Consider the following 27,000-nt stretch of genomic DNA (forward strand, 5'->3'; position numbering starts at 1 on the left):
TCCTCCAATTGATACAAAACACTTGGCTGGGCCAAGCGCACGCATCCCTCCGCCAACCCTCGGATGGATGCGTTTCTCAGTAATTGCGGATGTTTCAATTACCCAGCAGCACCTGCAGGATGATGCCGGTCGTAATCGCCACCAGGACATAGTCACCACCGGTTTGCACCCAATGGTAGCCGCGCGGCGGTGCGCTCAGGTGATGGCCGCGCCAATCGTCAACCACGTATTGCCGGTTGTGATATTCAGGCGGTAGACGTTGTCCTCGATAGAAAGTATGTTCGGGGCCCGCGCCGCGTTGATCCCGGTACTGCTCATCACGCATGCCGCGATCCGACCGGTGGCCGCGGTCGGGGCGTTGCTGCTGGTCGCCGCGTTGATCGTTGCGTTGATCACCGCGCTGATCGTTGCGTTGATCGTTGCGCTCGCCGTAGTTCTGGCCGTATGCCAATCCTGACGTAGCCAAGCTCACCGCTATGATGGCGGTGGCAATTGTTTTCATTTTCATGCTGGACTCCTATGAAGGAAAGGGACGTTCCGCCCTTGAACTGCAGGTTAGCAGCGGGCCGATATCGTTGTCGCCATACCCACGATACACCAAAAATGAAACCAATCCGTGCGCCAGCGCACACAGCGCCCGTCACCGTCGTACAGCAAGGTCCTAATGGCAAAAAATCAAATTCCGCCAAGGTCGCGCAGCGCCGCCTTGCCTTGTGACGTCAGGAAAGGGCCGAGTTTTGCGTAGGGAATCACGAAATCCTGTTCGCATCCGGTACCAAAGGCTTCTTCCCAGAATTCAATGCCATTCGCGGTGAGCGACACGCGATATTGCCCTTCTCCTTTGTATCCATCTCGGCACTCCTTGTCGATCGCGACTCCCTTGAAAAGATATTTCTGCAAACGCTCGGGGAGTGCGCGATACAGTCCGCCATCAGCAGATTTCGGGGCAAACCAATCCCATAGCTGAATCTCATCGCCGGTGCGCAGATCCCACGTCCGGTAATCGAGCATGATCCCGTTTCGACCATACCCAGCTGCCCATCGATAGAAATTGACGGTAATCCAGCGCGAAGACCAGAACACCGGCTCTGCCGAAGTTTCGTCTTCCGTAGCCGTGCCCATGCTGCTGAGATAGCGGCGCCGCGTGGCGAAGTAATCTGCAAGATCTTCAGCCTTGCGAGGCAGGATTGCGCGCAGTTTCTGATTGACCTTGACCAAGCCGTCACCGGATCCTTGCAACTCAATGGTCACGACATCGGCAACACGCAGATTTCGATATTTCTTGCCTTCGAAGTCCTGTGTCTTGCCAATCTGGAGCGCCGGAAAACTTTCCAGTGCGCGATTATAAGCATCGCTGCCGCAAGCATTCTCAGTACCGCCCCCACTTACTGAAGTCAGCGCCAACGCCAGCGGCGCACCTCCCTTAGGCGCGCGCCACGTGCCGTCCAGATGGCCATTCTCGGGAGTCCCGAGACTCCACGATCCGGTACCGCCACTCTCCATCCAACTTGATTGTCCAGTTTTTTGCATCAACTGGATCGGCGTCTTGTGACGCACATAGTAGTAACTGCCGCTGCTACTATCGGCGCCGGCTTGGTTGAAGCAAGCGACAATATCGGCATTGCCAAGCTTGCCTTGCCATACCCCGGCCAGCTGCGTTGCATCTGTACCGGCCACCGCGTAGCCGACGGACAGCACACTCAACAAGGGGAAAAGTAATAGGCGCATTGGAGCTCCTTTTCTATGTCTGGCGGCGATGTGGCAATTTAGCATGAATGCATGGGACCGACGCACACCGTCCCGTCGATTAGCCCGGATCGGCTCGTCCCGGCTTGGAAAATAACTGGGCGTTGGCGCGTCGACGCTTCTCGCCGCAATCCTCGGTCGCAGATGCGTTACTGCGACAGGCAAACATGACTTTGGCAAAAATACTAATCGCGATACCGACAACGCCAACCACAATTAACAAAAATTCAAACATGCTTTCCCCATTGACCTGGCACAGCCCAAGGTCCAACTATTTGATTGACCGTTTAATCTGCTCAAGGTAAAACTGTCTCTGGCAAGAGTCGCCGGGACCTCTCGGCATCGGCACTTGCCTCCCATGTCTTTACTGTAGCCTCACGGCATTGACGAACGCCAATACCGAATGCAGCAGGCATCCATCTCAAAACGGCATAGAAATGATTTCACTCAGGCAGATCAGGTATTTTGTCGAAATTGTCGACGCCGGCAGCTACACGCGCGCCGCCGAACGTTTGTACATTGCCCAATCGGCGCTGAGCCGGCAGATGAAGGAACTGGAGGGCGACATGCAGGCATGCCTGTTGCAACGGGATTCGCGCCATATCGAACTGACCCAGGCGGGCCAGTTGTTTTACGAAAGATGCAAGAGAATTCTGGAAGACCTTGACGACGCCATCGTGCAGGCGCATCAAGTCGGCAAAGGCGAACAAGGCCGGATTCGCATATTGCACTCAAGTTCTGTCACCTTGTCCGAAATGTTCGGCAACGTGTTCAACGCGCTGCTAACGCAGTTTCCTGGCGTCTCGCTGGACATTTCCAGGGCGCCATCCGAGCATCAGGCTGTCGATATCGATGAAGGCCGTGCGGATTTCGGCCTGGCGCGATTGCCGATCCTGCGCAAATTTCCAAATGTCCTGGCGAAGAAACTGTTTGATGAAAAACTGGTGGTGGCCGTCTCCAGCAACCATCGGCTAGCAACCAGAAACAGCGTCGACATCGGCGAGCTGCGTGACGAGCAGTTTGTCTCGGTCCCTCACAAGGATCGCGGCGGCCTCAGCTACCTTGTGGCGGAACTGTGCATGCGCCACGGCTTCTTTCCGAAAGTAGCGCGCGCCACCTCGCGCAAATCGTCACAGCTGAACCTGATCGAGGCCAACCTGGGCATTGCGATCATTCCAGAGAGCATGCGCGAAGTGTCTTCATCGCGCATGCATTTCCTGCCGTTGCAGGAACCGGATGCCCATTCCGAGGTCGCGCTGATCTATCGGCGCGATGCCCCGCCAATGACAGCAAGCTTTATTGCAGCGTTCTTGAAATTGATGCCGGATGCAGAGAAGTTTTGAAAAGCGCGGCCGTTTGAACAAAGGCCGCAGCAGGTTCACTTCAAAGCCGTTCCAGCCAGTTGACTACGCCTTGCAAAGTGCGAAATTCACTAACGGAACGACATGCGATATGCGGATGGCGCGCCCGCAGCATGCTCGACAGCGCCGAACCCGGCCCCAGTTCCAGCGCCACTGTAATCCGATGTTCGGCGCAGGCATCCATGCAATCGTCCCAGTGTATGGTGTGTGCCATTTGATTGGATAGCACCGATATTGCTTGTTCTTTTCTGTTCACCACCTGCCCCGACAAACCTGACAGAACCGGCAGTATCGGATCAACCGACAATTGCCCGCGCAGTTCTTCTGCAAACGGCGCGACTACGGCGTCCATCAAGGGTGTATGCGACGCCACCGTCACCGGCAGCACACTGATTTTGCCGCCCAAGCGGAGGATATCGTCGGCAATGAGGTGGAGATCCTGATAATGGCCGCCGGCGATACAGCTGTCGGCGTCTGTCTCGATCGCAACGTAAAGTTGCAGCGGCGCCAGCAAGGCGGCCACGGCGCGGACATCGACACCGCTCACGGCAAACAGCACCTGGCGCGGCGATTGCTGCACGCAGGCGTCCATCAGATTGGCGCGCAGCGTTGCCAACCCGATCGCCTGTTGCGGCTGCACTGCACCGGCGACGCCATAGGCGGCAAGCTCGCCAATACTGTAGCCAGCCACCAGCTCCGGCGCAGGCACGGCATCCTTGAGCGCAAACCAGGCAGCCAGCGTAGCCGCCACGATCAACGGTTGCGCCAGCAGATTAGAAAACAGCAGGGTATCGTCAGACAGTATTCGTTCCAGCGGTTGCCCGAGGACTGTCGGCGGCAGCCATTGATCCAGCAACTCCGCCGTGCGCGGATCGGCGCGCAGCAGATCGAACATTGCCGGATGCTGGCCGCCTTGCCCCGGACACAGAATTGCCAGACGCGGCATCATGCTTCCCTGTTCCCTTCCTGCTCGTTCAGATTAACGCAGTACGTAGCCATCCTTGCCGATAACGGTCAACTCGATAAAGTTCAATCCGTCACGGCTGGATGGGCCGTATTTGAGCGACACGCCGCCCAGGTCATAATTGCCCATGCTTTCCAGTCCGCTGACAAGGCCATCGCGGGTCGGCTTGTTGCCGGCACGGCGCAGCCCTTCCACCAGCACCTTGGCAGAAATAAAGCCTTCCAGCGTCGGATAAGAGTCGGACAATTCGCTGCGGCTCTTGAGCGCGGCCATGAATTCCTTGGAGATGGCAGAACTGGAGCTGCGCGGGTTCGGGAAAACCTGGGTCATGCCGAGACCGCGTGCATCCTTGCCCAAGCCTTGCAGGAACACCTGCGAACTGACATTCGACAAGGTAATCAACTGCTGCTGGCCGCCGGCCTGGCGATATTCCTTGATGAACGCCGCGCATGGTTTTGCAGTACAGATCAACAAGACGGCTTGTGGCTTGGCATCAAAAATCTTTTTCACGGCGCCTTCCACGGCGACGGTATTGCGTTCGTAATTGGCGATCACCGGCTCTGGCAACTTATGTTTCTTGATCGCCTGCTTCAAGCCTTCCAGCGCATCGTTGCCAAACGAATCGTTGGACACCAGCACGGCGTATTTCTGCAGGCCCATGCCCGACAACTGATCAATCGCGGTGATGACTTCATCCCGATATTTGGAACGAACGTTGAAGAGATAGTGCTGCATCGGCTCATGCAGCGAGGTCGCGCCGCTGACCGGCGCTATCAGCGGTACCTTGGCGTCGTTGATGGTCGACAGGATCGATTCGGTGGTCGGCGTGCCGCGATACAGGAACAACGCAAAAGCATTCTTTTCAGTCAGCAGCTTGTGCGTATTCTCGACGGTGCGCTTTGGCTCAAAGCCGTCATCCAGCGATTCCAGTACGATCTTGCGGCCGAACACGCCACCCTGCTTGTTGACGATGTCGAAATACAGCTGCGCGCCGGCGGTCGCCTGCTTGACTTCCTCAGCGGCGGTTCCGGTAAAGCCCGCCGACTGACCGATCACGATCGTATTGCTGGTGATGCCAGGCTCCGCGTTCGCGCTACCAACGCCGCATAAGCCGAATAAACCAAACAAACCCGTACCGACAGCCAAAGACAACTTCTGATGCGCTTTCATTTATTCTCCAGAGATATTCGTCAACGCTTGTGCTTTGCTGTAAGCGTTGTATGCAAACCGTGTTGATAGGCGACAGCAATCCGGCGGCTCAGCCAATTTCTGCCGATTACCGCAAGTAGCTCAGTCCATGCAGTAAATAAGTGGCCGCCAGTAAGTCGGCTGCGCCACCGGGCGACAGCTTATCCCGAATAAATGCCATATGGCAACTAATTGCATGTTCCCGCCAATTTTCTGCGGCGCTGCCGCCCGCATCGAGGAACTGTCGCGCCCAATTTTTGACCTTCTCGGCGCCGTCCAAGCCGCCCCGATGATAGGTATTGGTATCGCTGATATGCGCCATCAGCGCGAACAGGGTGTCGATGGCTGCCGATTCGTAACCGCGGCCGGCGTTCAGCGTCTGCAGGAAACGCGGCAGCGCCAACTCGAAGAGTGATGGAAATCCCAGCGCAGCCTCCTCGGCGGCGCCACTGACGGCATAATGCTGCGCCACTTGCTTGCCATGCGAAGTGCTTGCCGCTTCCTGCATATGGCGGCTCAGCGCATCGCCCCACTGTATCAACAGCGTGGCACGGATCGCGGCGGCCGATAATGAGATACCACGACCATGGCAATAGCCGGCCGAAGCGCACAACAAACCCAGGCTGAAAATAGCGCCGCGATGCGTATTGATGCCGGCGGTAGCGCGCAGCATGGTCTGCTCGGCGTCGATACCAAGCTGCCGCAACACGGCAAACTCGGCGCCGTCAATACCGGCCTGCGTAATGCGAATGAAATAATGGCGCAACGCAAACAGGCTACGCATGAAGGTGGTGGCGTCCATGTCGGTGTGACTGCCGGTATCCACAAGAGACACCAGGCCCGGCTTTGGATAGAGCTGCAATTCGCGGTACAGGCTGCGCAGCGCCAATCGCGCAACAGCCACGCAAAATACCCGCTGCGCGCGCATGCTTTGCCGCTGCAACGCGTACTGGCGGCGTCGGCTCGGCGCCGGTTCGGGACGCCGCAAATCAGGATGAGCGCATGAGTTCATGTCAATGCCGCGTTTTCCAGGCTGGCGATCAAGGTCGACAGCATTGTCAGCCCGACACCGCTCTCGCTCTTGACCAGCACCTTCTGCGGATCGGCGAGCTGCAATGCCTGCTGGCACTCCTTCCAAGCCACTGCCTGGCCATCTGGGAAAACGATCTCGCCGTCCAGCGGCAAATGTGCAGCGTACTGCTCCAGCAATGCCAGGCCGCGCGACAACTCGCCAGCGCTTTTTGGTGCAAACAGCAAATCGATATCGGATGACGGCATCAGATAGCTTTGCCGCGTCAGGATCTGCCACGACCAGGAACCATAGATTCGCATCGTTATGCCGCTTCGGCGACAATCCTCGACAAACGCATGCAACGGTCCCAGCCACCAGGCCGGCGCGTGCACCAGCGCAGTTTGCAACGCCAATGGCGGCTCTATGCGCTGAATCGAAGTCAGCTGGGTTTTGAGTGGAATGCGGATCTTGTCACCGTCAGCGTCAGGCGGCAACGGCAGTCCCAGGCAAACCAGATCAGCGGGAGTGTCCGGCTCCTGGCGCCGCAGCACTGCTGGCCAATCAGCCTGCTGCCATCGCGCCAATGCAGCGCGCGGCGCCGGCGCCAGGCCCTCGGCGGCAAATTGCCAGCCTTCACGGCTAAGCCAGATCAGACTATGGCGTGTCGGCATGATCAGCCACCGCTTGCGTCACCTTGAAAGCCATGGAACGGCCTCCACGTTGCAAGCCGGCCGCACTGCGTTTGTCTTGCGGGTCGGCCTGGCGGATAGCCTGCATGAGCCGCTGTGCCAGATCGTCATGCCAGATTTCTTCGATGCCGCCCATGCGCAGGTAATTGGCCGCACCTGGTGCGAATACCGGATTGCTTTTGGCCAGTTCGGTCAGCCGCTCTTCCGGCACCTTGGTGATCCTGGCCATAGCCGGCAAACCCATTACGCGGATAGTCGCTTCCGGCAACGCGTAGCAGGCATCCGCCATCAGGCCGCTGGTGATGAAGCCACCGGAGAGCGCCTGGTCATAGACCAGGCCGACAATCCTGTGCCCTTGCCGGCGCGCCAGGTCGAGACATTTCGCCAGGTGCGCCATGTAGCTGTTAATTCCCAGCATTTCATCGCGATGACGCAGGCGCTGCCCCTGGGTATCGACCAGAATCACGATGGCGCGCTGCGGATGCGCGCGCACCGTTGCCAATACCTCTTGCGCCTGCAGCAAGGCAATCTCGACACCGATGGCGGCATGGCCAGTGGTGCCAATGACCGTCACGGTTTCACCGCCGACCTGGCCGCTACCGGATAAAAACTGATCTCGCTCAATAATATTGTGGCCATCGGGGAACAGTGACGTTGCCAGGTTTTTCCAATCCATCCTCATACTCCCAGCCGCACATCGGCGGCAACCGCAACGAACGCGTCGGCTTCCAGCATCGGCAAGCCGGCTGCATCGGCGACACCAAGCTGAGTCCATATTTCAAGGGGATCGTGGGCCTGACCGAAGCTGGCGATACGTTGTTGTAGCAATTGCTGCTCGGCTTCCAACCCTGCCAGCGTCAGCGGAATGGCGGCGGCATCGGCGTGACATTGCTGCACCAGTTCGAAAGCACTCTGCCGGAAAGCGCCGACATTGTCCGCCACCAGCATTTGGCAATCGCCCAGCAGATAACGGTGCTTGCCGCCGGTGGTGCGCCACACCAGGGCGCTGTCACGCGAGTCGAACTCTTCAACGCCGTTGGCGGTTTCGATCACTTCCGGGCCAGACATCGCCAGCCGTCCTTCTTCCGATATCACGATCGCATTGGCGCAGCGGGCGACGATACCCATGCCGCCGAAGCAGCCGTTAGAGCCACCGACCAGAACGATCACAGGGATACCTGCGGCGCGCACTTCGAGCAATGCGCGCATCACCTCGGATACGGCAATCAAGCCGGCATTGGCTTCATGCAGGCGCACGCCACCGGTTTCCAGCAACAGCAATACGGCGTAGGGACGCTCCTTGAGCGCCAGTTGCAGCAAACCAGTCAGCTTGGCGCCATGCACCTCGCCGACAGCGCCGCCCATGAAACCGCCTTCCTGTGCTGCCACGAATACCGATTCTCCATGCAGCCGCCCACGGCCAATCGCAACGCCGTCATCGAATGCCACCGGCGCATCCAGCTGGCCGAGATGGGGGCTGACGATACGCAACGCCGGCGGCAGGATTTCGACGAAACTGTCAGTATCGAGCAAGGCCTGCAAGCGCTCGCGCGCATTCGCTTCCAGATAGCTGCTCATGGCACGCTCCCGGTCATTGCCTGCAGCGCCTGGTCGAGGCGCAGGCTGACCACCGCCGGCGTCGCGCCCATGTCGTTGATCGCGATGCGCGCATCGGCCAGCTGCCAGCGCCGCTGGAAATCGCCCAGCACCGCTTCCCAGATCGGCCCGAAACCGCGCGCGGCAGTCCTGATTTCAATCGTGCAAGCGCCGTTCAACGCTGCCGATTCGACCAGCACTTCCAGGTTGCCAGAGCTGACCACACCCGATAGTTGCGGCGCGGCCGGCAAGCGGCGCTGGCCATGTTCAAAACGAAAATTCAAGGTTTCCATCGGATTCCTTTACCAGTTCCTGAAGCGCTTCGGCGGATCGTACAAACCGCCCGAAGCGCGCACCAGGTCCTTCATGTTTTTTGCCGCCAGCAGATCGCGCGTGGCCAGCCGCTTATCGATACCAAGGTCTTCCGGGCGCTGGATGATGCCACGGTCACGCAGGTTCTCCACCATGCGCTTGTCGCGTCCAAGGCCGATCGGGGTATAGCCGGCAACGCCGCGCACCGCCTGCTCACGCTCTTCGTCGGTGCGGCACAACAGCAGGTTGGCCAACCCTTCTTCGGTCAGGATGTGGCTGACGTCCTCACCGTAGATCATCACCGGCGGAATTGCCATGTCGGCCTGTTCAGCCAGTTCCCAGGCATCCAGGCGTTCGACGAAAGCCGGTTGCATGTGCTCGCGGAAAGTCTCAACGATCTGCACCACCAGTTTTTGGCCGCGCGGAATCAGGTTCTTGCCATCGCGCGCCTGGCGTCCGGCTTTCAGCCAGCCAGGGCTGGCATGACGACGGCCACGGGCGTCCGCCCCCATGTTCGGTGCACCGCCAAAACCAGCGATGCGGCCGGCAGTAGCCGTCGACGAATTGCCCTGTAAATCGATTTGCAGGGTAGAACCGATGAACATGTCGCAGGCGTAATGGCCGGCCATCTGGCTGAACGCGCGGTTGCTGCGCATCGAGCCGTCTGGCCCGACAAAGAACACGTCGGAGCGGGCGCGGATATAGTCTTCCATGCCCAGTTCGGAACCGAACGAGTGGATTGATTCGACAAAACCGGCTTCGATGGCAGGGATCAACGCCGGGTGCGGATTCAACGCCCAGTGCTGACAAATCTTGCCTTTCAGGCCGAGCGAGGCAGCATAAGTCGGCAGGATCAGCTCAATCGCCGCGGTATCGAAGCCGATGCCGTGATTCAGCCGCTGCACCTGATATTCGGCGTAAATGCCCTTGATCGCCATCATCGCCATCAGAATCTGGATGTCCGAAATCTGTGCCGGGTCGCGCGTGAACAACGGCTCGATATAATGCGGCGTCGGCGCCTGCACCACGAAACCGACCCAGTCTGCCGGAATATCCACGCGCGGCAGCACATCGACGATCTGGTTAACCTGGGCGATCACGATGCCACCGCTAAATGCGGTAGCTTCAACAATCGCCGGCGTATCTTCGGTGTTCGGCCCGGTGTATAGATTTCCGTGGCGATCGGCAGCCTGTGCCGCCACCAGCGCGACGCGCGGTGTCAGGTCGACAAAGTAGCGGCCGAACAACTCAAGATAGGTATGGATCGCGCCGATGTTCAGTTTGCCGGCCGCCACCAGGCGCGCCAGCCGCACCGCCTGTGGCCCGGAAAAGGAAAAATCCAGGCGCGAGGCAATGCCGTTCTCGAAGATATCCAGATGCTCCGGCAGTGCCAACACCGACAGCAGCATGTGCAAGCCGTTGACACGGCCAGGATCGAGCTTGGTCAGCGCCTTGGCCAGGAAATCGGCCTGCTTCTGGTTGTTTCCTTCCAGGCAGACCCGGTCGCCGGATTCCAGAACACTGTGCAACAGATCCTGGATCCGGCCAGCCTCCACCACCTTGCCGCGGCAAGCATCGCCCAGCACCGCAGCAGCACGTTGCATCCGCTGCTCGCGATTGGCATTGCGCAGATCCCAGCGCCGCCCGTTGCCGGAGATATCCATGTCAGCGTACCCCCATCAGCATGTCTGGCAGCCCGGTGACAATGCCGGGAAACAGGCACAACAATATGATTGCCAGGAACATCAGCAGCAGAAATGGCAACGTCCCCTTGATCACATCCGACAACGGAATGTCCGGCGCGATATTCTTGATGACGAACAGGTTCAAGCCCACCGGCGGATGAATCAAGCCCATCTCCATCACCACCGTCATCACCACGCCGAACCAGATCAGGTCGAAACCTGCTTCACGCAGCGGCGGCAGGATGATCGGCGCCGTCATCAGGATAATCGACACAGGCGGCAGGAAAAAACCAAGCACGATCACCATCAGCAGGATCACCGCCAGCAGCAACCATTTCGACAGATGCAGGCCAACCACCCATTGCGCCGCCGACTGGCTGATATGCAGGTAGCTCATCACATACGAATACAGCAGCGACATGCCGATGATCAGCAACAGCATGCAGGATTCCTTGATGGTCGAATTCAAGTACGGCATCAGGTCACGCGGCCGCCACATGCGATACACCACCGCGATCAGCACGATCGCCAGCAACGCGCCCAGGCCGGCGGTCTCGGACGGCGTGGCAAAGCCGCCATACAACGCAATCATCACGCCGATCAACAGAATCAGGAATGGCAGCACGCGCGGCAGCATCTCGATTTTCTGCGCAAAGGTGAAATGCTCGTCATCCAGATAGGCCGACTTGACGCCGCCCTGGCTGTAGATTTGATGCGCGATGCGGTACTCCTTGCGCGCACGGAACACCGCGTAGCCGGCAAACAGCAACACCAGCAGCACGCCTGGCCCGACTCCCGCCAGGAACAAGCGTCCCAACGACTGTTCCGACGCCACCGCATACAGGATCATCGTGATCGACGGCGGCAACAAAATGCCCAGTGTCCCGCCGGCAGCGATGATGCCAGCCGCGAAGCCAGGTGAATAGCCGCGCCGGCGCATTTCCGGAATGCCGGCCGAACCGATTGCCGAGCAGGTTGCCGGCGACGAACCAGCCATCGCCGCAAACAGCGCGCAGGCAAACACGTTGGCAATCCCCAGACCACCCGGAACCCTGCTAAGCCAGGCGTGGATCGCCGAGTACAGGTCGCGCCCGGCCGGCGATTTTCCGATCGCCGCCCCTTTCAATATGAATAGCGGAATCGACAGCAAGGTCACCGAGGCGATTTCCTCATAGACGTTTTGCGTGACCGTATCAAGTGACGATGCGGGCATGAAAAAATACATGAAACCAGTCGCCACCACGCCCAGCGCAAAGGCAATCGGCATGCCGGAACACATCACGACGATGGTGACGATGCCGTACAAGACGCCAAGTGTCAGCGGGTTCATTGAAACCTCTCCATGAATCTGCCGCCCACGCCAATCGCCGCCGCGCGGCGCTTATGATGTTTTTTTGAAGTGCCCATTACTTTTCCGTGATGGTTTGTTGGTTGGCAGCCTGCTTGCGATCGGTCAGGCGTGTCAGAATCTGCACCAATATCTGCAAGGTCAGCACGGTCATGCCGAGCGCCATGAGGGAATAAGGAATCCAGAGCGGCGGTGCAAAAGTGGACGATGTCGTCTGCCCTTCAGACCAGGCTTCGTGGAACAATGCCCACGACTTCCATGAAAAGAATCCGCAAAACAAGAACGAGACCACATCGACCAACAGCAAACGCAGCGCATTCACCGAAGCAGGGAGAATCGACGCCAAGGCTTCGATGCCGATATGGCCGCGATGCGATTGCGCATAGCCGGAACACAGGAAAATCACGCCGACCAGCATGAAAACCGTGGCGTCGTCCTGCCAATCGGTAGGAACATGGAAGAAGTAGCGCGCCACCACTGAGTAGGTCATGATCAGCGACGTCAATATCAGCGCTGCCATGGACAAATACAGGGCCAGCTTGTTGAATCGATCAAGCACACTGGACAAGGCCGCCACGACCGGATTATCCGGCATGGCAGGCACTGTTGCTCCGGCGCTCGGCTGGGCGTCGAAGCCATGACTCATAGGAGTTTCTCCGCCAGTTTCAGCAACTTGGCGCAATTATCATTTTTTGCAGCGTAGTCTTTCCACGCCGTGTTACGCGCAATGTCCTGCCACTTCTTGACCGTTGCAGCGTTCAGGTCGACCACCTTGGCGCCGGCCTTTTGATAAACAGCAGCAACGCCGGAGTCGTCGAGTCGTGCGGCGCTCTCTGCAAACTTTTCCATCTCGGCGCCAACTGCCATCACCGCTGCCTGCTGTTCCTTGGTCAGTCGATCGTAGGTTGCCTTGGAGATCATCAACGGTTCCAGCATGTACCAATAAGCCTTGTCGCGGCCGCTGGTGAGGCTCTTCGACACTTCTTCCAGGCGGAAGGAAATCAGCGATGTCGACGACGTCATGGCCGCATCCATCGCGCCAGTCTGCATCGCCGCGTAGATTTCATTCGATGGCAGCGTCACGACGGCAGCGCCGGCTTCCTTCAGGATCAGATCCATTTCGCGAGAACCGCCGCGAACCTTCAGGCCCTTCACATCGGACGGATCGACAATCGGCTTGGTGCGCGATGCCACGCCGCCTGCCTGCCAGATCCAGCTGACGATGATGACGCCCTTCTCCAGCAGGATGCGCGACAGTTCCTTGCCAACCTCTGCATTCTTCCAGGCCGCACCCTGCTCATACGATGTCACCAGGCCAGGCATCAGGCCGATGTTGACTTCGGGCACTTCCCCACCGGCATAATTGAGCGGCACCAGCGAAAATCCAACGCACCTTTGCGCAGCGCGGAAAACTGGGAGTTGGTCTTCATCAACGAAGAGCCAGGATAAATTTCAAACTTCAGGCTGCCCTTGGTCCGCTTGCCGACTTCCTCGGCAAACATGCGAGTCAGGCGGTCGCGGAAGTCACCTTCGCTGATGGTGCCGCCGGGAAATTGATGGGAGATTTTCAAGGCGCCCGATTGCGCCCATACTGACGACATCGACCAGAACGGTGTGGTCGCAAGCGCACCCAGCACCGTCCTTCTGCTGACTAAAGACATATCCCTCTCCTATGATTGGACAAACAACCGATACTGTCAGAGGTCTCGAAACCTGTAGCAGCATGCGCTGCAGTTTGTCGAGTCCCCTGTTATTAGCTACATTTCCCGCGTTTACTTTTAATGCTTTTTTGCTGAAGATAGATGCTATGTATTCTTTTCGTATTGCCTTGTATACACAGTATTCCACAAAACATTTTTATGTCAACGAATAAATAGACATTACAATCCAATCTTGAATACACCATTCCAGAATAGCGGCTATCACTATGCTCACGACAAAAAATCGCTCAGAGACCCTGCGCGAAACAATCGAAGAGATGATCGCAGTTGGTGAATTACGCCCAGGCCAACATCTCGATGAAACCGACCTCGCAATCCAGTTCGGCGTTTCCCGAACCCCTATCCGCGAGGCGCTGATTCAACTGGCCTCGATGGGCATCGTGGTGACGCGCCCGCGACGCGGCACCGTCGTCGCGGAAATCGGACCGCAGCAACTGGTAGAAATGTTTGAAGTCATGGCGGAATTCGAGGCAATGTGCGGCCGCCTGGCGGCACGCCGGATGAGCAGCGAAGAGCATACTGGCTTGCTGGCCGCACATCAGGCATGCATGGAGGCGCGCGACGCGCACGATCCGGATACCTACTTCTACAAGAATGAAGCGTTCCACGACGCCATCTACGAAGGCAGCCACAACGCTTTCCTGGCCGCGCAGGCGCGCTCCCTGCATCGGCGCCTGCGCCCCTATCGCCGCCTGCAGCTACGGGTACGTGATCGCCTTAACGTGTCGTATCAGGAACATGACAGCGTGGTGCAAGCCATCATCGCCGGCGACGGCGAGTTGACTGCGGACCGGTTGCGTCAGCACATCACGATCCAGGGCCAGCGTTTCGCCGACCTGATCGCCTCGCTGCCGCAACTGACCGCCAAGCCCGAGCCGATCTACAAATACAATTAGGCGACTGCTACCCCGGACTTGTCGGCACTTGCGTGACGCCGCTACGCTTCTTGAGGGAATATCAGGGGCGACGCGAGACCACCATCTTGGCGGTGAACACCTGCAAAATATCGCCGTGCTGGTTGCGAGTCTCGCTGCGCACCGTGACCATGCCGCGGTCGGGCCGCGAACGCGATGGCGTGATTTCCAGCACCTCGCTCTCAACATGCAGCACGTCGGTTGGCCGCGTAGGCCGAGGCCAGCTGATTTCTCCACCGGCGCCGATCACGCCGTCGGCCAGCGGTATTCCGCTGGTGACCAACAGCCGCATCGTGATCGCCGCAGTATGCCAGCCGCTGGCAGCTAAGCCGCCAAACAATGTTTTCTTGGCGGCGTCATCGTCCAAGTGAAATGGTTGCGGATCGAATTGCGCGGCGAACGCCTTGATCTGCTGCACGTCCATCGCGTGTTCCCCACTGGAGAATCGGGCGCCAACGGCGAGGTCATCCAAATACAGTACAGTGTCGGGATTGCGGGGGCTGTCGCTCATGGTGGCTCCTGATTGCGTCTGATGAAATGGTCGGTGGCAGATTGTCACGCTCGCTGAAAGCCGGAGCACCCGCGGGAAAGCGTCATCAACTTGTCTTACACCGGTCGCCACAATATAATCGATACTCCGTATTTCGTCCCTGCCCTTCGCATACGCCCCCGTAAGTTATCCATGCTACGTCTTCGCCGCCAGAAATTTGTTGTCTGGGCTTGCCTGTTCGCCATCTGGCTGGGCGTGCTCATGCCGACGGTTTCGCAGTCGCTCAGGGCCAGCGGAGCGGCACAGATCAGCGGCGATATCTGCACCGTCACCGGACTGGTTCAAGCGCCGGTCGAGCATGGCAAGTCGTCAGCGCCGGCCGACGACCACCTGAATGCCTGCGGCTACTGCACGCTGCTGGCGAACTGTCCTCCGCCCGTCGCATCCTTCGATCTGTTGTTCGCCACGTCGGCGGCGGTATCGCGTACCCTACCGCTGCTCTACACCTACCTTCCGCCGCGCCCGTTCCGCGGACGCACCCATCCGCTCGACCCACCCCAGACCACTGCTTGATTAACGATTCGCCGACACCATCGTGTCGGCCAGCCTCCATTGCCCCGGCAATCCGGAGGACGCTTATTGACTGCAGTATTCATTGAAGTCCAGGGGAAAACCATGCCTGATTTGCGCAAGCAAACCAAGGGTGCCGCATCGCGCCGGTACTTGTCATTACATCAAACATCAAGCTTGTCGACAGCACTGCTGCCGGTATCGTTGCTAGCACTACCCATGTTCGTCCAAACCGCCTGGGCGGCAGAAGACGATAACCGCACAGCCACCGAAGTGTTCGTCACCGCGACCAGGGAAAAACGGGCGATAGACCCCAACCTGCCCGCCAGCAGTCAACGCATCACCGCCGAGCAATTACAAAACCTGAACGTCATCAACACCGAAGATGCCTTGAAATACATGCCGAACATGGCGATCCGCAAACGCTTCATCGGCGATGAAAACGCCACCATTTCGGTGCGCGGCAACGGCACATCGCAGACCGCGCGCGGCCTGGTCTATGCCGATGGCCTGCTGCTCAGCAATTTCCTTGGCAATACGCACAGTTTTCCTCCGCGCTGGTCGATGGTATTCCCGGAAGACATCGCGCAGGTAGATGTGATCTACGGCCCGTTCTCGGCGCTCTATCCGGGCAACTCGATGGGTGCGACCGTGGCCATCACCACCAAGATGCCGACCAAGCTGGAAGCGATGTTCAAGGCGCAAGTCTTTAGCCAGCAATTCAGCCTGTTCGGCGTCGATGGCCATTTCGACGGCAACAAGAGCACCGCCTCGATCGGCAACAAGGTGGGCGACCTGTCTTTCCTGCTCGGCATCGACCACCTGTCCAACGCCGGACAACCATTCGTCTACGCCAGCCAGCCGCGTTCAACGCAAGCAGCCGGCAGCGTCGCCATTCCGGTAACCGGCGCCTATCAATACACCGATCCGAATGGCGCTCCCGCCACCATTTTCGGCGTCAACGCCGAGGTGCCGAGCGTGCAGTCCAAGACCAATTCAAGTTCAAGGCTGCCTACGACATCACGCCCACGCTACAAGCCGGCTTTACGTTCGGCTACTGGCGCCAGCAGGTCAGCAACAGCACCCAGACCTTTTTGCGCGACGCCAACGGCAACCCGGTTTACTCCGGCCTGGTCAACGTCGGCGGCTATCAATACAACCTGCCAGCCTCTTTCTTCGCGCCGGCAGCCAGCGAAAGCGAAAACCAGTTATATGGCTTGACGCTGAAAAGTCGCCATGCCAGCGGCTGGAACTATTCAGCAGTCGCTTCGTATTTCGATGTATCCAAAAGCATCGCTCGCTCCGCCAACAGCGGGCTGGCGAGCAATCTCAGCGGCGTCGCCACCTTCGGCAACGGCTCCGGCTGGAAAACACTGGACCTGACCGCCGACTACAAGCCCGACATCGTCGCCGGCAGCCACTGGCCGACCATCGGCTATCACTACGACAACTATTTCCTCGAAAACACCACCTACAACTTGACCAACTGGCGCAGCAGCGACGACGGCAGCTTCAACAACGCATTTGCCGGCAAGACCGAAACCCAGGCACTGTTTGCACAGGATGCCTGGCAACTGAGCCGGCTGTGGAAATTGACCTACGGCTTGCGCTACGAAGATTGGCGCGCTTACGACGGCGTTCGCGCAACCAGCAGCGCAGCTCAGCATTATGGCAATCGCCAGCTATCCTATTGGTCGCCTAAAGCGGCGCTGGCGTTCAAGGCGACATCCGACTTGACCTTGCGTTTTTCCACCGGCCGCGCCTACCGTTTCCCGAGCGTCAGCGAACTGTTCCAGGGCAGCGTGACCGGCTCCACCCTGGTCAATAACGATCCCAACCTGAAGCCGGAAAATGACCTGGCAAAGGAACTCAGTGCGGAATGGGCACTGCACAACGGATCGCTGCGCATGTCGCTGTTCGAAGATGACGTCAAGAACACCTTGTTCAGCCAAACCAACACCACCGTGTTCCCCAACGTCACCAGCATCCAGAACATCGACCGCGTGCGCTCGCGCGGGATAGAACTCAGTTATGCCGGCGAAGATGTGCTGCTGCGCGGACTGGATCTGAGCGCCAGCGTCGGCTATACCCGCTCGATCATCCTGGAAAACAGCAAGAACCCGGCAACCGTCGGCAAGAACTTCTACCGCATCCCGCTGTGGCGCGCCAACCTGGTCGGCAGCTATCGGTTCAGCGACCAGGTTACCGCCTCGCTGGGCGGTCGCTATTCCGGGCGCCAGTACAACACGCTGACCAACACCGACATCAATCCGGACACCTTCGGCGGCACCAGTTCGTTCCTGGTGTTCGACAGCAAGCTGACCATCAAGCCGACCAGGAACACCGAAGTGGGCATCGGCATCGACAACCTGACCAACCGCCGCTACTACGTGTACTACCCGTACCCGGGCAGAACTTTCTACCTGGAAGCCAAGGTCAGTTTGTAGAACGCACTCAACAAGGAACCATCATGCAAACCTCTCTGCGGCAAGCACCGCTGGCCGACGCGACAACAGACACAACGTCGGTCGCATCACGCAATTACCGCATCCTGTGGCGCTGGCATTTCTATGCCGGCCTGTTCGTCATGCCATTCCTGATGGTGCTGGCGATCACCGGTTCGATCTATGTATTCAAGCCGCAAATCGAACGCGCACTGTACGGCGACAAGCTGTTTGTCAGCGCCAGCAGCCAGCCGAGGCTTGGTTACGACCGGCTACTGGCAATTGCCACATCCACGCTGCCGCCGGATGCGGTGGCGACTTCGCTATCGGTCAGCCAGGACCCTAGTCGCAGCACCGAAGCCGTCTTCCGCCTGTCGTCCGGCGACAGCGAGAGCGTCTATCTCAATCCATACAGCGGCCAGGTGCTGGGCACGCTCAGCGTCGAACATCGATTAATGAAACAGGTCCGGCAAATCCATCGCGATTTGCTGTTGGGACGCTGGGGCGGCTGGTTGATGGAATTGGCCGCCTGCTGGACCCTGATCATGATCGGCACCGGTATCGCGCTGTGGTGGCCGCGCAAGCAGTTTTCGGTGTGGGGCAGCTTGCTGCCGCGCTTGAATCTGCGTGGTCGCGCACTGTGGCGCGAATTGCATCTGGTGGCCGGCATCTGGGTATCGATCGGCGCGCTCTTCTTCATCACGAGCGGCCTGCCATGGTCCAGCTTCTGGGGCAAGAATTTCCAGGCGGTTGTAACCTGGGCCGGTTCTGCGCAACCGAAATCGACTGCGAGCAGCGAGCACAAGCACGATGATCATGGAGCCCACGCGCAACATGATGCGATGGCCTCCATGACGATGCCGAAGAAAATGCTGGACCTACCGCTGGCCGAGGTGCCGTGGGCGGTCGGCGCCACTACGGTGCCGCAGTCTCAAGTCACGCCACAGCAACGCTTGTCGGTCGACCGGGTAGTCGCAATTGCGGCCAGTAACGGCTTGCACACCTACCAACTAGCGTTACCCAACAAAACCTCAGACGTGTTCACCGCCGCCTATGCACCCGGCGCTGGAGAATTCGTGCGTTCCGACCTGGAGAGACAACGTACGCTGCACATCGACCAATACAGCGGCAAGATCATGAAGGATATGCGCTTTGCCGACTACAATCCGGTCTCCAAACTGGTGACGCTAGGCGTAGCGTTGCACATGGGAGAATATTTCGGCTTCGCCAACCAGTTGCTATGCGCCTCGGTTTCACTGGCGCTACTGGGCATGGCGCTCAGTGGATTTGTGATGTGGTGGATGCGCCGTCCGCAACGCGCACTCGGCGCGCCGAAACGAGTTCTGCAACCTCCACCGTCGATCAGGCGCTGGAAGGGCTACATGGCGCTGCTCGGTATCCTGTTCCCGCTGATGGGCGCGAGCATGATTGTGGTGTGGCTAGGTGATACGCTGTTTTTCAGAAAACGGGCGTAGGGCCCGTCAGCGCCAAAATGCCACCGTCATTCCCGCGGACGCGGGAATCCATTTTCAGAGCTTCACTCAGCGATTTGGATTCCCCACTCTGGTGCCCGTGTTCGCGGAGATGACAGTATCAAGCCAGCACTTGCACGCCGCTCTCGCCAGTCGTCATTTCGCCGATGACGGCGGCATCGGCAAAGCCTTCGCGCCGGAACAGCTCCAACACCTGCTCCACCGCGCCAGGGTCACAGGAGACCAGCAAACCGCCCGAGGTTTGCGGATCGGTCAACAGGCTGCGTTGTACAGGCGTGATACCGTCTGCCAGCTTCACATCCTGGCCGTAGCCGCTCCAGTTACGCCCGGAGGCGCCCGTGATGTAGCCCTGCTCGGCCAGATTCTGAACCTGCGGCAGCAAAGGTAGCAATCCCATGTTGAGCTTGGCCGACAATTTGGCGCCGCGCGCCAGTTCCAGCAAATGCCCCAGTACGCCGAAGCCGGTGACGTCGGTCAATGCGTTGACTCCGGCCAGTTCCGACAGCAATCGGCCCGGCTTGTTCAGCTTGGTGGTATTGTCGATCAATGCCGCGTAACCGGCCGCATCCAGCGCGCCCTTCTTCAGCGCGGCTGATAAAATGCCGACACCGATCGGCTTGCCCAATATCAGTTTGTCGCCTGCCTTGGCACCGGCATTGCGCTTGACCTTGGATGGATGTACCAGGCCCAGCACCACCAGTCCGTAGATCGGCTCAACCGAATCGATGGTATGGCCGCCGGCAATCGGAATGCCCGCCTCGGCACAGATCGATTCGCCGCCTAGCAGGATTTTTCCGATCACCTCCACCGGCAATTTATCGATCGGCATGCCAACCAGCGCCAACGCCATGATCGGTGTGCCGCCCATGGCGTAGACATCGGAAATGGCATTGGTGGCGGCGATGCGGCCGAAATCATAGGGATCGTCGACGATCGGCATGAAGAAATCGGTGGTGGCGATCAAGGCCTGTTCGTCGTTGAGCTTGTAGACCGCAGCGTCGTCAGCGGTTTCCATGCCGACCATCAACTCCTTCGGCACCGGAAAACCATTCGAATTCTTGAGGATTTGCGCCAGCACGCCGGGCGCGATCTTGCAGCCGCAGCCGCCGCCGTGCGAAAAGGAAGTCAGTTTGATGGCTGGTTCAATAAGGTCGCTCATGCTGGTCCTGGTATGTAGATTGATAAAGGATGGCAACCTGGGCCATCCAGGCTTATATGTTCTGGTGCAATTGCTGTGCCGCCCGCAAAAAGGCCGCGTCTGAAATATCGGGCAGATCGAGTGTCTGCGCGCTGGAAAACTGATCGAAGTTGCGCTTGATCGACTGCGCATAGGCCGGATCATAATGCTTCAGCAACAGCTCATCAACCAGCTCCCCGATGTGTCCCGACAAAGCCATTTTCTGCCATTGCCCGACCTTCTCGCGGCCATGCAAATAAGCCAGGCAAGCCAACTGGGTATTCAGCAACGCGGGGTCAGCCACGAAATGCGCATAATCCTCAATCAGTAGCCGCACCCGCTCCGGGCGCGCCAGGGCAACTGCAATACACGGCGAATTGCGCATGCGCTCCATCAGCATTTCCGGTACACGCAGATTGCCGACCTTCTTGCTCTCCGATTCGACAAATATCGGACGCTGTGGATCAAAGCGTTGCAGGCGCTGCCAGATGCGGCTTTCAAAGGTTTTCTGCGACGGCTGCGGCTCGCTCGGCAGATTACCCAGCACCGAACCGCGGTGCGCCGCCATCTGCTCCAGATCAAGCACTTGCGCGCCCTGCAGTTCCAGTACCTGCAGCAATCGGCTCTTGCCGCTGCCGGTCGGGCCGCAGATCACCCTGAAGGAAAAACGCTGCGGCAGCTCGCCCAGGCTTTCATTGACATGACGACGATATTCCCGATAGCCGCCATCCAGCTGTACCACCGGCCAACCTATCTTGGCCATGATATGCGCCATCGCACCGCTGCGATTGCCGCCGCGCCAACAATAGATCAGCGGCTCCCATTCACGCGGCTTGCCGATAAACAGCGTTTCGATATGGTGCGCAATATTGCGGGCGATCAGCACCGCTCCCAGTTTTTTCGCCTCAAACGCATTGACCTGTTTGTACATGGTGCCGACCTGAATGCGTTGCGCATCATCCAGCACCGGGCAATTGATGGCGCCAGGTATGTGGTCTTCGGCAAATTCGGAGGGACTGCGCGCATCGATGATGGTGTCGAACTGCGAGAGCCGAGGAAGAATTTCTGAAAAAGGGAGCAATGCCGGGTATTTCATGCGGGTTTTCTATAGGTTAGTGCAACAGCGGTACATGCATTATCGGTCATTTTGGCGCGCAACCCGATTGATGGCGCCCCGTCAGAAATCGCTGGATTGCGATAGCATGCCCCAAGCCAGCCGCACCAGCTCATCTTCGAACTCGATGCTGCCAAGCAGCGGCGACTTTTCCAGCGAAGCGCTGCGGATCGCGCCGATCACGGCACGCGTCACCACGAACATCATTGCCGGTGTCGGCGGCCGCAGATGTGGATGATGAATCCTCTGCATGCTGATGGCGATCCGCTCCGCCGTCTCGCGCAACGCCTGGGTAATTTCCTCGTGATGGTCGTGCTGCCAGGCAAAGCGAATCATCGCCCGCTTGACGCTCCTGCCACTACCGAGCCCTTCGATATTGATGCGAATGAATTGACGCAGGAAGGCTTTCGGATCGAGCTGGTCACTCTGGCTTTCCGCGCTTTCCATCAACTCACTCAGCTCATCCATCACGCGCCGCCGCTCACGCGCGATCAGTGCCGACAGGATCGCTTCCTTGCTCGGAAAATACTGGTACAGCGTACCAATCGAAAAACCAGCCTTTTCCGCCACCTTGTTGGTCGTCAAACCGGCTTCGCCTTCGCTTTCCAAAATCTGAGCAGTGGTCTGGAAAATGGTCTCTATAGTTCGTTGCGCACGCTCTTGCGTCGGCAATTTTCTCATGATTTCAGAGGGAGAACCTGGATTGCGCTTGGCCATATCGATACCTGTCAAAAACTGAGCAACTTGCGAGTTTAAAAACTGAATAAAGCTCAGTATAGTGTCTCTATCGTCATTTAACAAAGAACAAAGGCAGTCCGTGAACACATCCACACCATTGATGGTCAGGAAATTATTGGTCGACCTATCGCAAGGCTTCCCACGCCACTGGTTGGGCGGCAAGGCGTTCCGCACGCAGTATTTCAATGCCCTGTCGATGAGCTTTCCGGTCGGAGAACAGGAATTCATCGACGCCGTGCGCGCGGCAGCGGAAATGCTACCGACTGATGCCGACCACACGTCCCTGCGCGCCACCATCCAGGATTTTGTCGGCCAGGAAGCCACCCATCGGCGTATCCACGGACTCTACAACGACGAGTTGGAAAAACAAGGCCTGGTCAATCACTGGCAAGACTGGGCGCGCAACCAGATTGAACTGGGACGCCAACGCGGTGTGCCGCCACTGAGCCGCCTGGCCGTCACCGCAGCGTTTGAGCATTGCACCGCCGTACTTGCCGACGTCACGCTGCGCCATCCCGAAATTCTGGACGGCGCTGATCCAATGCTGGCCACGCTATGGCGCTGGCACGCGGTCGAAGAAACCGAGCACAAGGCAGTCGCCTTTGATCTGTACCGCACTCTGGGCGGCGACCGCTGGACGCGCGTGCGCTGGTATATGTATGCGATGTGGAGTTTCACCACAAGGGCAACCGGACAAACCGTCAACAACCTGTGGCATGACCGGGTGCTGTTCAAACCCGGCACATGGCTCGATGCAGCCAGCTTTTTCTTTGGCCGACACGGTTTGTTCTGGCTGACGGTTGGGCCGCTTTTCAGTTACATGAAGCGCGATTTCCACCCTTGGCAGCATGACAACCGCGAACTGGCGACGAAATGGCTGAACGCCAATGCAGGTCGCTACAGCATCGTACGCGGACCGAAAGAAGCCTAAAGCACATTAAAACGACAATAAACCGCAACAAAACTCCTTTGCTTCTGTCGAATCGACTGAATATTAGAGCCAGCAATGGACTAAAATGCCATCCGCCGCTTCCATTTAGCCGATTCAAGGAGTTTTCGTTTATGTCCAGGATGTCCAGGTTATTGCCCGCCTTAGTCGGTGTCTCGCTGGTGGGTGTCATCGCAGGTTGCTCGACCACAAAATCCGCGGTGTACCAGGGCGAAGAATTCAGCGACACCAGCACCTTCTCCCATGATTTTGCCAGCTCCGGGCCGGCAACCTGTGAGGCCGTGCGACGCACCCTGCTAAGTCAGGGCTACATCATCAAACAGGCAAAAGCGGATCTGGTGGACGGCCACAAGCACTTCCAGCCGGAAAGCGATGTGCACGTCGAAATCGAGTTCCATGTGGTGTGCGCCGCCAACGACAAACAAGGCAAAAGCACCACCGTGTTCGTCAGCGCCACGCAGGATCGCTACGCGTTAAAGAAAACCAACAACTCCGCCAGCGTAGGCTTGAGCGTGCTCGGATCGGTATCGATGCCGATCGGCAGCACATCGGATTCACTGGTGAAGGTTGCCAGCGAGACCATTCCTGCCGGTCAGTTCTATGATCGCTTCTTCGGCCTCACCGAACATTACCTCGGCCTGGACGGCGGCGCCCCTGTCGTCGATTTCGACGATGAACCGGCACTGCCTACCAAGTCGGCAACCAAAACTATCGAAGAATCACGCCCCTGAAATGCAGAAAGGGCACGCATTTGTACCCACGCATCATGAGCCCGCGGCATCGGCAAGCTCTGTTCTGCGCGGGCACAAAGCGTGCCCAACCACCAACTTAAAGCGCTTTTAGAACGCTTTTTTCAGGCCAACCTGAAACGAATTGATCTTGTTGCCGCCTGCGAACTGGCCGTTATAGCTGGCGTAAGCACTGAAATCGGTTGCCAGCGCAATGCTTGCTCCCAGTTCCGCACGCGCGCTGTTGGATGGCCCAAGATAAGCCGGCAAGCCGAAGCTACCCGCCATGCCGACGATATTGGCGCGGACATCGCGTTCGCTATCATCGAATTCCTTCTCCCAAGCCAGCTTGGCAAACGGCTTCACTTCATATGAACCCAGCGTCAGCTTGCTGCTGACTTGCGCGCCAAGGCTGGATACCAGCGAATTGCGCGTTTGCGACTGGAAGTTCATGGCGGTGCTGTCGTTGCCGTTTTCCGAATAACCACCAACATTCACCTGTTGCCAGGTCAATGTGCCGACCGGGCTGAGTACCAGTGCGCCGACGTTGAAATCGTACTGGCCGCCGATACGCAACAGGAATTGATGACCGTTGGTGTCGCCGCTTTCGCTACGCGTCGCCGGACCCAGCGCGATGTTACGGGTCACATCGTTGTATTGCAGCGAGCCAACCATACCGATTGCGTTCAGCGCCCAGGCGCCATCGCGATACTGGGTATACGCCGACAGCATTGCTTGATCCAGCTTGAAGCCGCCTGTATTGCCACCGAACTCTGCCTTGTTATGGGCAAAGCCGAAAGCGCCGCCAACTGTGACATTCTGGTTGACCGCGTAATCGACGCCCACAGTCAAGCTGTTGGCCGAACCGTCCAGGCCGGGATTATTGTTGTTGTGATCGAGGCTCTGGTGTGTATTGTCATAGGCTGCATACGCTTCGACCTGACCGGCGCGCGGTGTCAGGCGCAAGCGATCATCGATGGCGTGTGTGAAAGTCTGCGCGCTGGCCAGCGGCGCCTCGGCCAGCATGCCGATCTGCCCTGGCGCCTGCAGCACCGACACAACGTATTGCGCCAGGATCGCGTGGCCGGCACCGGTTGGGTGCACGCCATCGGCAAACAGATAAGTCTGGTCGGCGTTAGGGGCCACCAGCGTCGACAGCGTACAGTTGCCCGAAGAACTGGTGGTACAAGCCGGGCTGGTGACATTGGTAAAGCCATACAGGCCAGGATTGGCAATCACTTCACGCAGCATGCCGAAGGCATTCAGCGCCACGATGTTGCCGCCAAGTCCGTTCAAGCCATTGTTCAGCGCGGTGTTGAAACTCGTCGACGAAGCCGTCCACAAGGTCGACAACGCAGGAATCGCAGAGCCCTCCGGAGTGCGCCCGATGTCCGGCAGATTAATTACCAGCACGGTGCCGGCACCTGCCTGCTGCAGGCGCTTGACCAGGCTGACCACATTGGCCGCTTCACCGGTGACTTCCTTGATCGTCTGCAATGCGGCGGCCGTCTGCGTCGCAGGATTGAGCAGGCTCGCCATATTGCTTTGGGTGTAGCCGAAGACGTCGTTGGCACCTGCCCAGACCGTATACAAGCCTTTGCTATCCAGTCTTGGATTGGCAGCCAGATAGCCGTCAACCTGGCTGGTTACCGTCGGCACCAAAGGCCCTGTCGCAGCGCTGGGCCAACCGTTCTGGCTGGTCACGCGGGCGCCGCCGACTGCATAATCAGTGCCGCCGGCCGGTTGGGCGCCGCTTGGCGTCAATATCGCCGCCGGATTGGCCGCCGCGCCATAGTGGTGCGCGACGATTTGCGCCCACACCGGATCGGGATTGGTCGTGAACGACGCCTGCTGGCCGACGCCGGTAAAGAACCCGCTGTCTGTCAGCGAGTCGCCGAAAAAACCATTTGGGAAAAATTCGCCGCGGAGGCAGAGGAACTGACGATCAGTCCGGCGCCGAGTATGGCAACCGTACGAGTTGCCAACGTCAACGCACGCGCCATCGGACGCAGCCGGAATGGCTTGGGTAAAGATAAACTCAATTGTGTCTCCTTCTTGTATTTATGAATGCAGCGACGTTAATATCTGCCTCCTCACCAGCCTTGTCAATCAAACCGCATAGACAAAACCCTCTGAATCGGGCGACATCACATTCAGGACGCAAAACCGCTTGGTTTTTACGCCGGTTATGCCAAACTGTATGGCGCATTTGGGGCGCCAGCGATGCACTCCCCTCCTTACACTCAAGTCGATCATGGATAAAATAGATAAACAGATTCTCGCCATCCTGCAGGAGGACGCCACCACGCCGGTCGCGGAAATCGCCGAGAAGGTGAATCTGTCGTCGACGCCTTGCTGGCGCCGCATCCAGAAAATGGAAGAAGATGGCGTGATCGTGCGCCGGGTGGCGCTGCTTGATGCTGGCAAACTGAATGTCGGCGTCACGGTTTTCGTGCTGATCAAGACCAACCAGCACAATGCCACCTGGTATGAACAGTTCAGCAATACGGTGAAGATGATTCCGGAAGTGGTCGAGTTTTACCGCATGAGCGGCAACATCGATTATCTGTTGCGGGTGGTGGTGCCCAACATTGCCGCCTACGATGCGGTGTACCAGAAGCTTACGCAGTCGAACGCGCTGTTCGACGTCAACGCCAGCTTTGCGATGGAGCAGATCAAGCACACCACGGCGCTGCCGCTTGGCTACGCCGGGTTGGATTGACAGCACCGAGCCGGATTTAGCAACTTACAGCGAAATCGC

General features: G+C 58.4%; 26 protein-coding genes and 2 pseudogenes. 8 read left to right on the plus strand and 20 right to left on the minus strand.

Annotated features, from left to right (window positions below; all coding sequences use genetic code 11):
* Positions 1-94 precede the first annotated feature (94 nt).
* The 3 genes from CAter10_RS12750 to CAter10_RS22870 form a co-directional block, all read right to left on the minus strand.
* On the minus strand, positions 95-508 hold the full coding sequence (locus CAter10_RS12750) for an RcnB family protein (RefSeq protein ID WP_061533696.1): 414 nt from the start codon (positions 506-508) through the stop codon (positions 95-97).
* A 167-nt stretch (positions 509-675) separates the two neighbouring features.
* A complete protein-coding gene (locus CAter10_RS12755; protein WP_128083070.1) occupies positions 676-1,728 on the minus strand; it encodes a hypothetical protein in 1,053 nt (350 codons plus the stop codon).
* A 79-nt stretch (positions 1,729-1,807) separates the two neighbouring features.
* Positions 1,808-1,981, minus strand: a complete 174-nt coding sequence (locus CAter10_RS22870) for a hypothetical protein (RefSeq protein ID WP_156477123.1) — start codon at positions 1,979-1,981, stop codon at positions 1,808-1,810.
* Between the two features lie 202 nt (positions 1,982-2,183).
* Between CAter10_RS22870 and CAter10_RS12765 the strand changes: the two genes are divergently transcribed.
* Positions 2,184-3,089 (plus strand): LysR family transcriptional regulator, encoded by a 906-nt coding sequence (locus CAter10_RS12765; protein ID WP_061533699.1) that lies wholly within the window; start codon positions 2,184-2,186, stop codon positions 3,087-3,089.
* 40 nt (positions 3,090-3,129) lie between these two features.
* Here CAter10_RS12765 and CAter10_RS12770 read toward each other — a convergent pair whose 3' ends face one another.
* The 11 genes and pseudogenes from CAter10_RS12770 to dctP all read right to left on the minus strand — a co-directional run bounded on the left by CAter10_RS12770 (position 3,130) and on the right by dctP (position 13,562).
* Entirely contained in the window at positions 3,130-4,053 is a 924-nt protein-coding gene (locus CAter10_RS12770; protein ID WP_335340154.1) for an ACP S-malonyltransferase, read from the minus strand.
* Positions 4,054-4,086: 33 nt separating this feature from the next.
* Positions 4,087-5,241, minus strand: coding sequence for an ABC transporter substrate-binding protein (locus CAter10_RS12775; protein ID WP_061533701.1), 1,155 nt, complete (start codon positions 5,239-5,241; stop codon positions 4,087-4,089).
* 106 nt (positions 5,242-5,347) lie between these two features.
* Positions 5,348-6,271 carry a triphosphoribosyl-dephospho-CoA synthase MdcB gene (mdcB, locus tag CAter10_RS12780; RefSeq protein WP_082797899.1) on the minus strand — a complete coding sequence of 308 codons (924 nt, stop codon included), beginning with the start codon at positions 6,269-6,271 and terminating at the stop codon, positions 5,348-5,350.
* Positions 6,268-6,942: a malonate decarboxylase holo-[acyl-carrier-protein] synthase gene (mdcG, locus tag CAter10_RS12785; RefSeq protein WP_061533702.1), complete on the minus strand. Its 675-nt coding sequence runs from the start codon at positions 6,940-6,942 to the stop codon at positions 6,268-6,270. Before mdcG ends, mdcB begins: the two co-directional genes overlap by 4 nt.
* Positions 6,926-7,636, minus strand: a complete 711-nt coding sequence (mdcE, locus tag CAter10_RS12790) for a biotin-independent malonate decarboxylase subunit gamma (protein ID WP_061533703.1) — start codon at positions 7,634-7,636, stop codon at positions 6,926-6,928. The genes mdcG and mdcE overlap by 17 nt, the downstream gene beginning before the upstream one ends.
* Before the next feature lie 2 nt (positions 7,637-7,638).
* Entirely contained in the window at positions 7,639-8,538 is a 900-nt protein-coding gene (locus tag CAter10_RS12795) for a biotin-independent malonate decarboxylase subunit beta (protein ID WP_061533704.1), read from the minus strand.
* On the minus strand, positions 8,535-8,849 hold the full coding sequence (gene mdcC, locus CAter10_RS12800) for a malonate decarboxylase acyl carrier protein (protein WP_061533705.1): 315 nt from the start codon (positions 8,847-8,849) through the stop codon (positions 8,535-8,537). Before mdcC ends, CAter10_RS12795 begins: the two co-directional genes overlap by 4 nt.
* A 9-nt stretch (positions 8,850-8,858) precedes the next feature.
* Complete coding sequence (gene mdcA, locus CAter10_RS12805; RefSeq protein ID WP_417924693.1) at positions 8,859-10,532, minus strand: malonate decarboxylase subunit alpha; 1,674 nt, start codon at positions 10,530-10,532, stop codon at positions 8,859-8,861.
* Position 10,533: 1 nt separating this feature from the next.
* Positions 10,534-11,883, minus strand: a complete 1,350-nt coding sequence (locus tag CAter10_RS12810; RefSeq protein WP_061533706.1) for a TRAP transporter large permease — start codon at positions 11,881-11,883, stop codon at positions 10,534-10,536.
* A gap of 76 nt (positions 11,884-11,959) precedes the next feature.
* Positions 11,960-12,547, minus strand: coding sequence for a TRAP transporter small permease (locus tag CAter10_RS12815; protein ID WP_061533707.1), 588 nt, complete (start codon positions 12,545-12,547; stop codon positions 11,960-11,962).
* Positions 12,544-13,562 (minus strand): annotated as a pseudogene (gene dctP / locus CAter10_RS12820) (TRAP transporter substrate-binding protein DctP). The gene CAter10_RS12815 and the pseudogene dctP overlap by 4 nt, the downstream one beginning before the upstream one ends.
* A gap of 266 nt (positions 13,563-13,828) precedes the next feature.
* Between dctP and CAter10_RS12825 the strand changes: the two are divergent.
* Entirely contained in the window at positions 13,829-14,518 is a 690-nt protein-coding gene (locus tag CAter10_RS12825; RefSeq protein WP_061533708.1) for a GntR family transcriptional regulator, read from the plus strand.
* Between the two features lie 61 nt (positions 14,519-14,579).
* Here CAter10_RS12825 and CAter10_RS12830 read toward each other — a convergent pair whose 3' ends face one another.
* Positions 14,580-15,047 (minus strand): MaoC family dehydratase, encoded by a 468-nt coding sequence (locus CAter10_RS12830; RefSeq protein WP_061533709.1) that lies wholly within the window; start codon positions 15,045-15,047, stop codon positions 14,580-14,582.
* Positions 15,048-15,218: 171 nt separating this feature from the next.
* On the opposite strand from CAter10_RS12830, the gene CAter10_RS12835 reads away from it, so the two are divergent.
* The 3 genes and pseudogenes from CAter10_RS12835 (at position 15,219) to CAter10_RS12850 (ending at position 19,515) form a co-directional block, all read left to right on the plus strand.
* Positions 15,219-15,599 (plus strand): DUF2946 domain-containing protein, encoded by a 381-nt coding sequence (locus CAter10_RS12835; RefSeq protein WP_061533710.1) that lies wholly within the window; start codon positions 15,219-15,221, stop codon positions 15,597-15,599.
* Between the two features lie 102 nt (positions 15,600-15,701).
* Positions 15,702-18,043, plus strand: a pseudogene (locus CAter10_RS24575) (TonB-dependent receptor).
* Positions 18,044-18,066: 23 nt separating this feature from the next.
* Complete coding sequence (locus CAter10_RS12850) at positions 18,067-19,515, plus strand: PepSY-associated TM helix domain-containing protein (RefSeq protein WP_061533713.1); 1,449 nt, start codon at positions 18,067-18,069, stop codon at positions 19,513-19,515.
* Between the two features lie 118 nt (positions 19,516-19,633).
* Here the strand turns inward: CAter10_RS12850 and selD are convergent, their stop codons facing one another.
* From selD to CAter10_RS12865, 3 genes are all read right to left on the minus strand, one after another.
* Positions 19,634-20,680 (minus strand): selenide, water dikinase SelD, encoded by a 1,047-nt coding sequence (selD, locus tag CAter10_RS12855; protein ID WP_417924724.1) that lies wholly within the window; start codon positions 20,678-20,680, stop codon positions 19,634-19,636.
* Between the two features lie 64 nt (positions 20,681-20,744).
* A complete protein-coding gene (gene mnmH / locus CAter10_RS12860; protein WP_061533715.1) occupies positions 20,745-21,806 on the minus strand; it encodes a tRNA 2-selenouridine(34) synthase MnmH in 1,062 nt (353 codons plus the stop codon).
* 81 nt (positions 21,807-21,887) lie between these two features.
* Complete coding sequence (locus tag CAter10_RS12865; protein ID WP_231878959.1) at positions 21,888-22,505, minus strand: TetR/AcrR family transcriptional regulator; 618 nt, start codon at positions 22,503-22,505, stop codon at positions 21,888-21,890.
* 136 nt (positions 22,506-22,641) lie between these two features.
* On the opposite strand from CAter10_RS12865, the gene CAter10_RS12870 reads away from it, so the two are divergent.
* Both CAter10_RS12870 and CAter10_RS12875 read left to right on the plus strand, forming a co-directional pair.
* Positions 22,642-23,493 (plus strand): metal-dependent hydrolase, encoded by an 852-nt coding sequence (locus tag CAter10_RS12870; protein WP_231878960.1) that lies wholly within the window; start codon positions 22,642-22,644, stop codon positions 23,491-23,493.
* 131 nt (positions 23,494-23,624) lie between these two features.
* Positions 23,625-24,242, plus strand: coding sequence for a DUF2242 domain-containing protein (locus CAter10_RS12875; RefSeq protein WP_231878962.1), 618 nt, complete (start codon positions 23,625-23,627; stop codon positions 24,240-24,242).
* A gap of 108 nt (positions 24,243-24,350) precedes the next feature.
* On the opposite strand, the gene CAter10_RS12880 is transcribed toward CAter10_RS12875, so the two are convergent.
* Together CAter10_RS12880 and CAter10_RS22875 are read right to left on the minus strand one after the other, a co-directional pair.
* On the minus strand, positions 24,351-26,126 hold the full coding sequence (locus CAter10_RS12880) for an autotransporter outer membrane beta-barrel domain-containing protein (protein WP_236905550.1): 1,776 nt from the start codon (positions 26,124-26,126) through the stop codon (positions 24,351-24,353).
* Positions 26,123-26,281, minus strand: a complete 159-nt coding sequence (locus tag CAter10_RS22875; RefSeq protein WP_164840448.1) for a hypothetical protein — start codon at positions 26,279-26,281, stop codon at positions 26,123-26,125. The genes CAter10_RS12880 and CAter10_RS22875 overlap by 4 nt, the downstream gene beginning before the upstream one ends.
* A gap of 212 nt (positions 26,282-26,493) precedes the next feature.
* Here CAter10_RS22875 and CAter10_RS12885 point away from each other — a divergent pair, with 212 nt between their 5' ends.
* Complete coding sequence (locus CAter10_RS12885; protein ID WP_061533720.1) at positions 26,494-26,961, plus strand: Lrp/AsnC family transcriptional regulator; 468 nt, start codon at positions 26,494-26,496, stop codon at positions 26,959-26,961.
* Positions 26,962-27,000: the final 39 nt, after the last annotated feature.

The organism is Collimonas arenae (assembly GCF_001584165.1).
Lineage (GTDB): Bacteria > Pseudomonadota > Gammaproteobacteria > Burkholderiales > Burkholderiaceae_D > Collimonas > Collimonas arenae.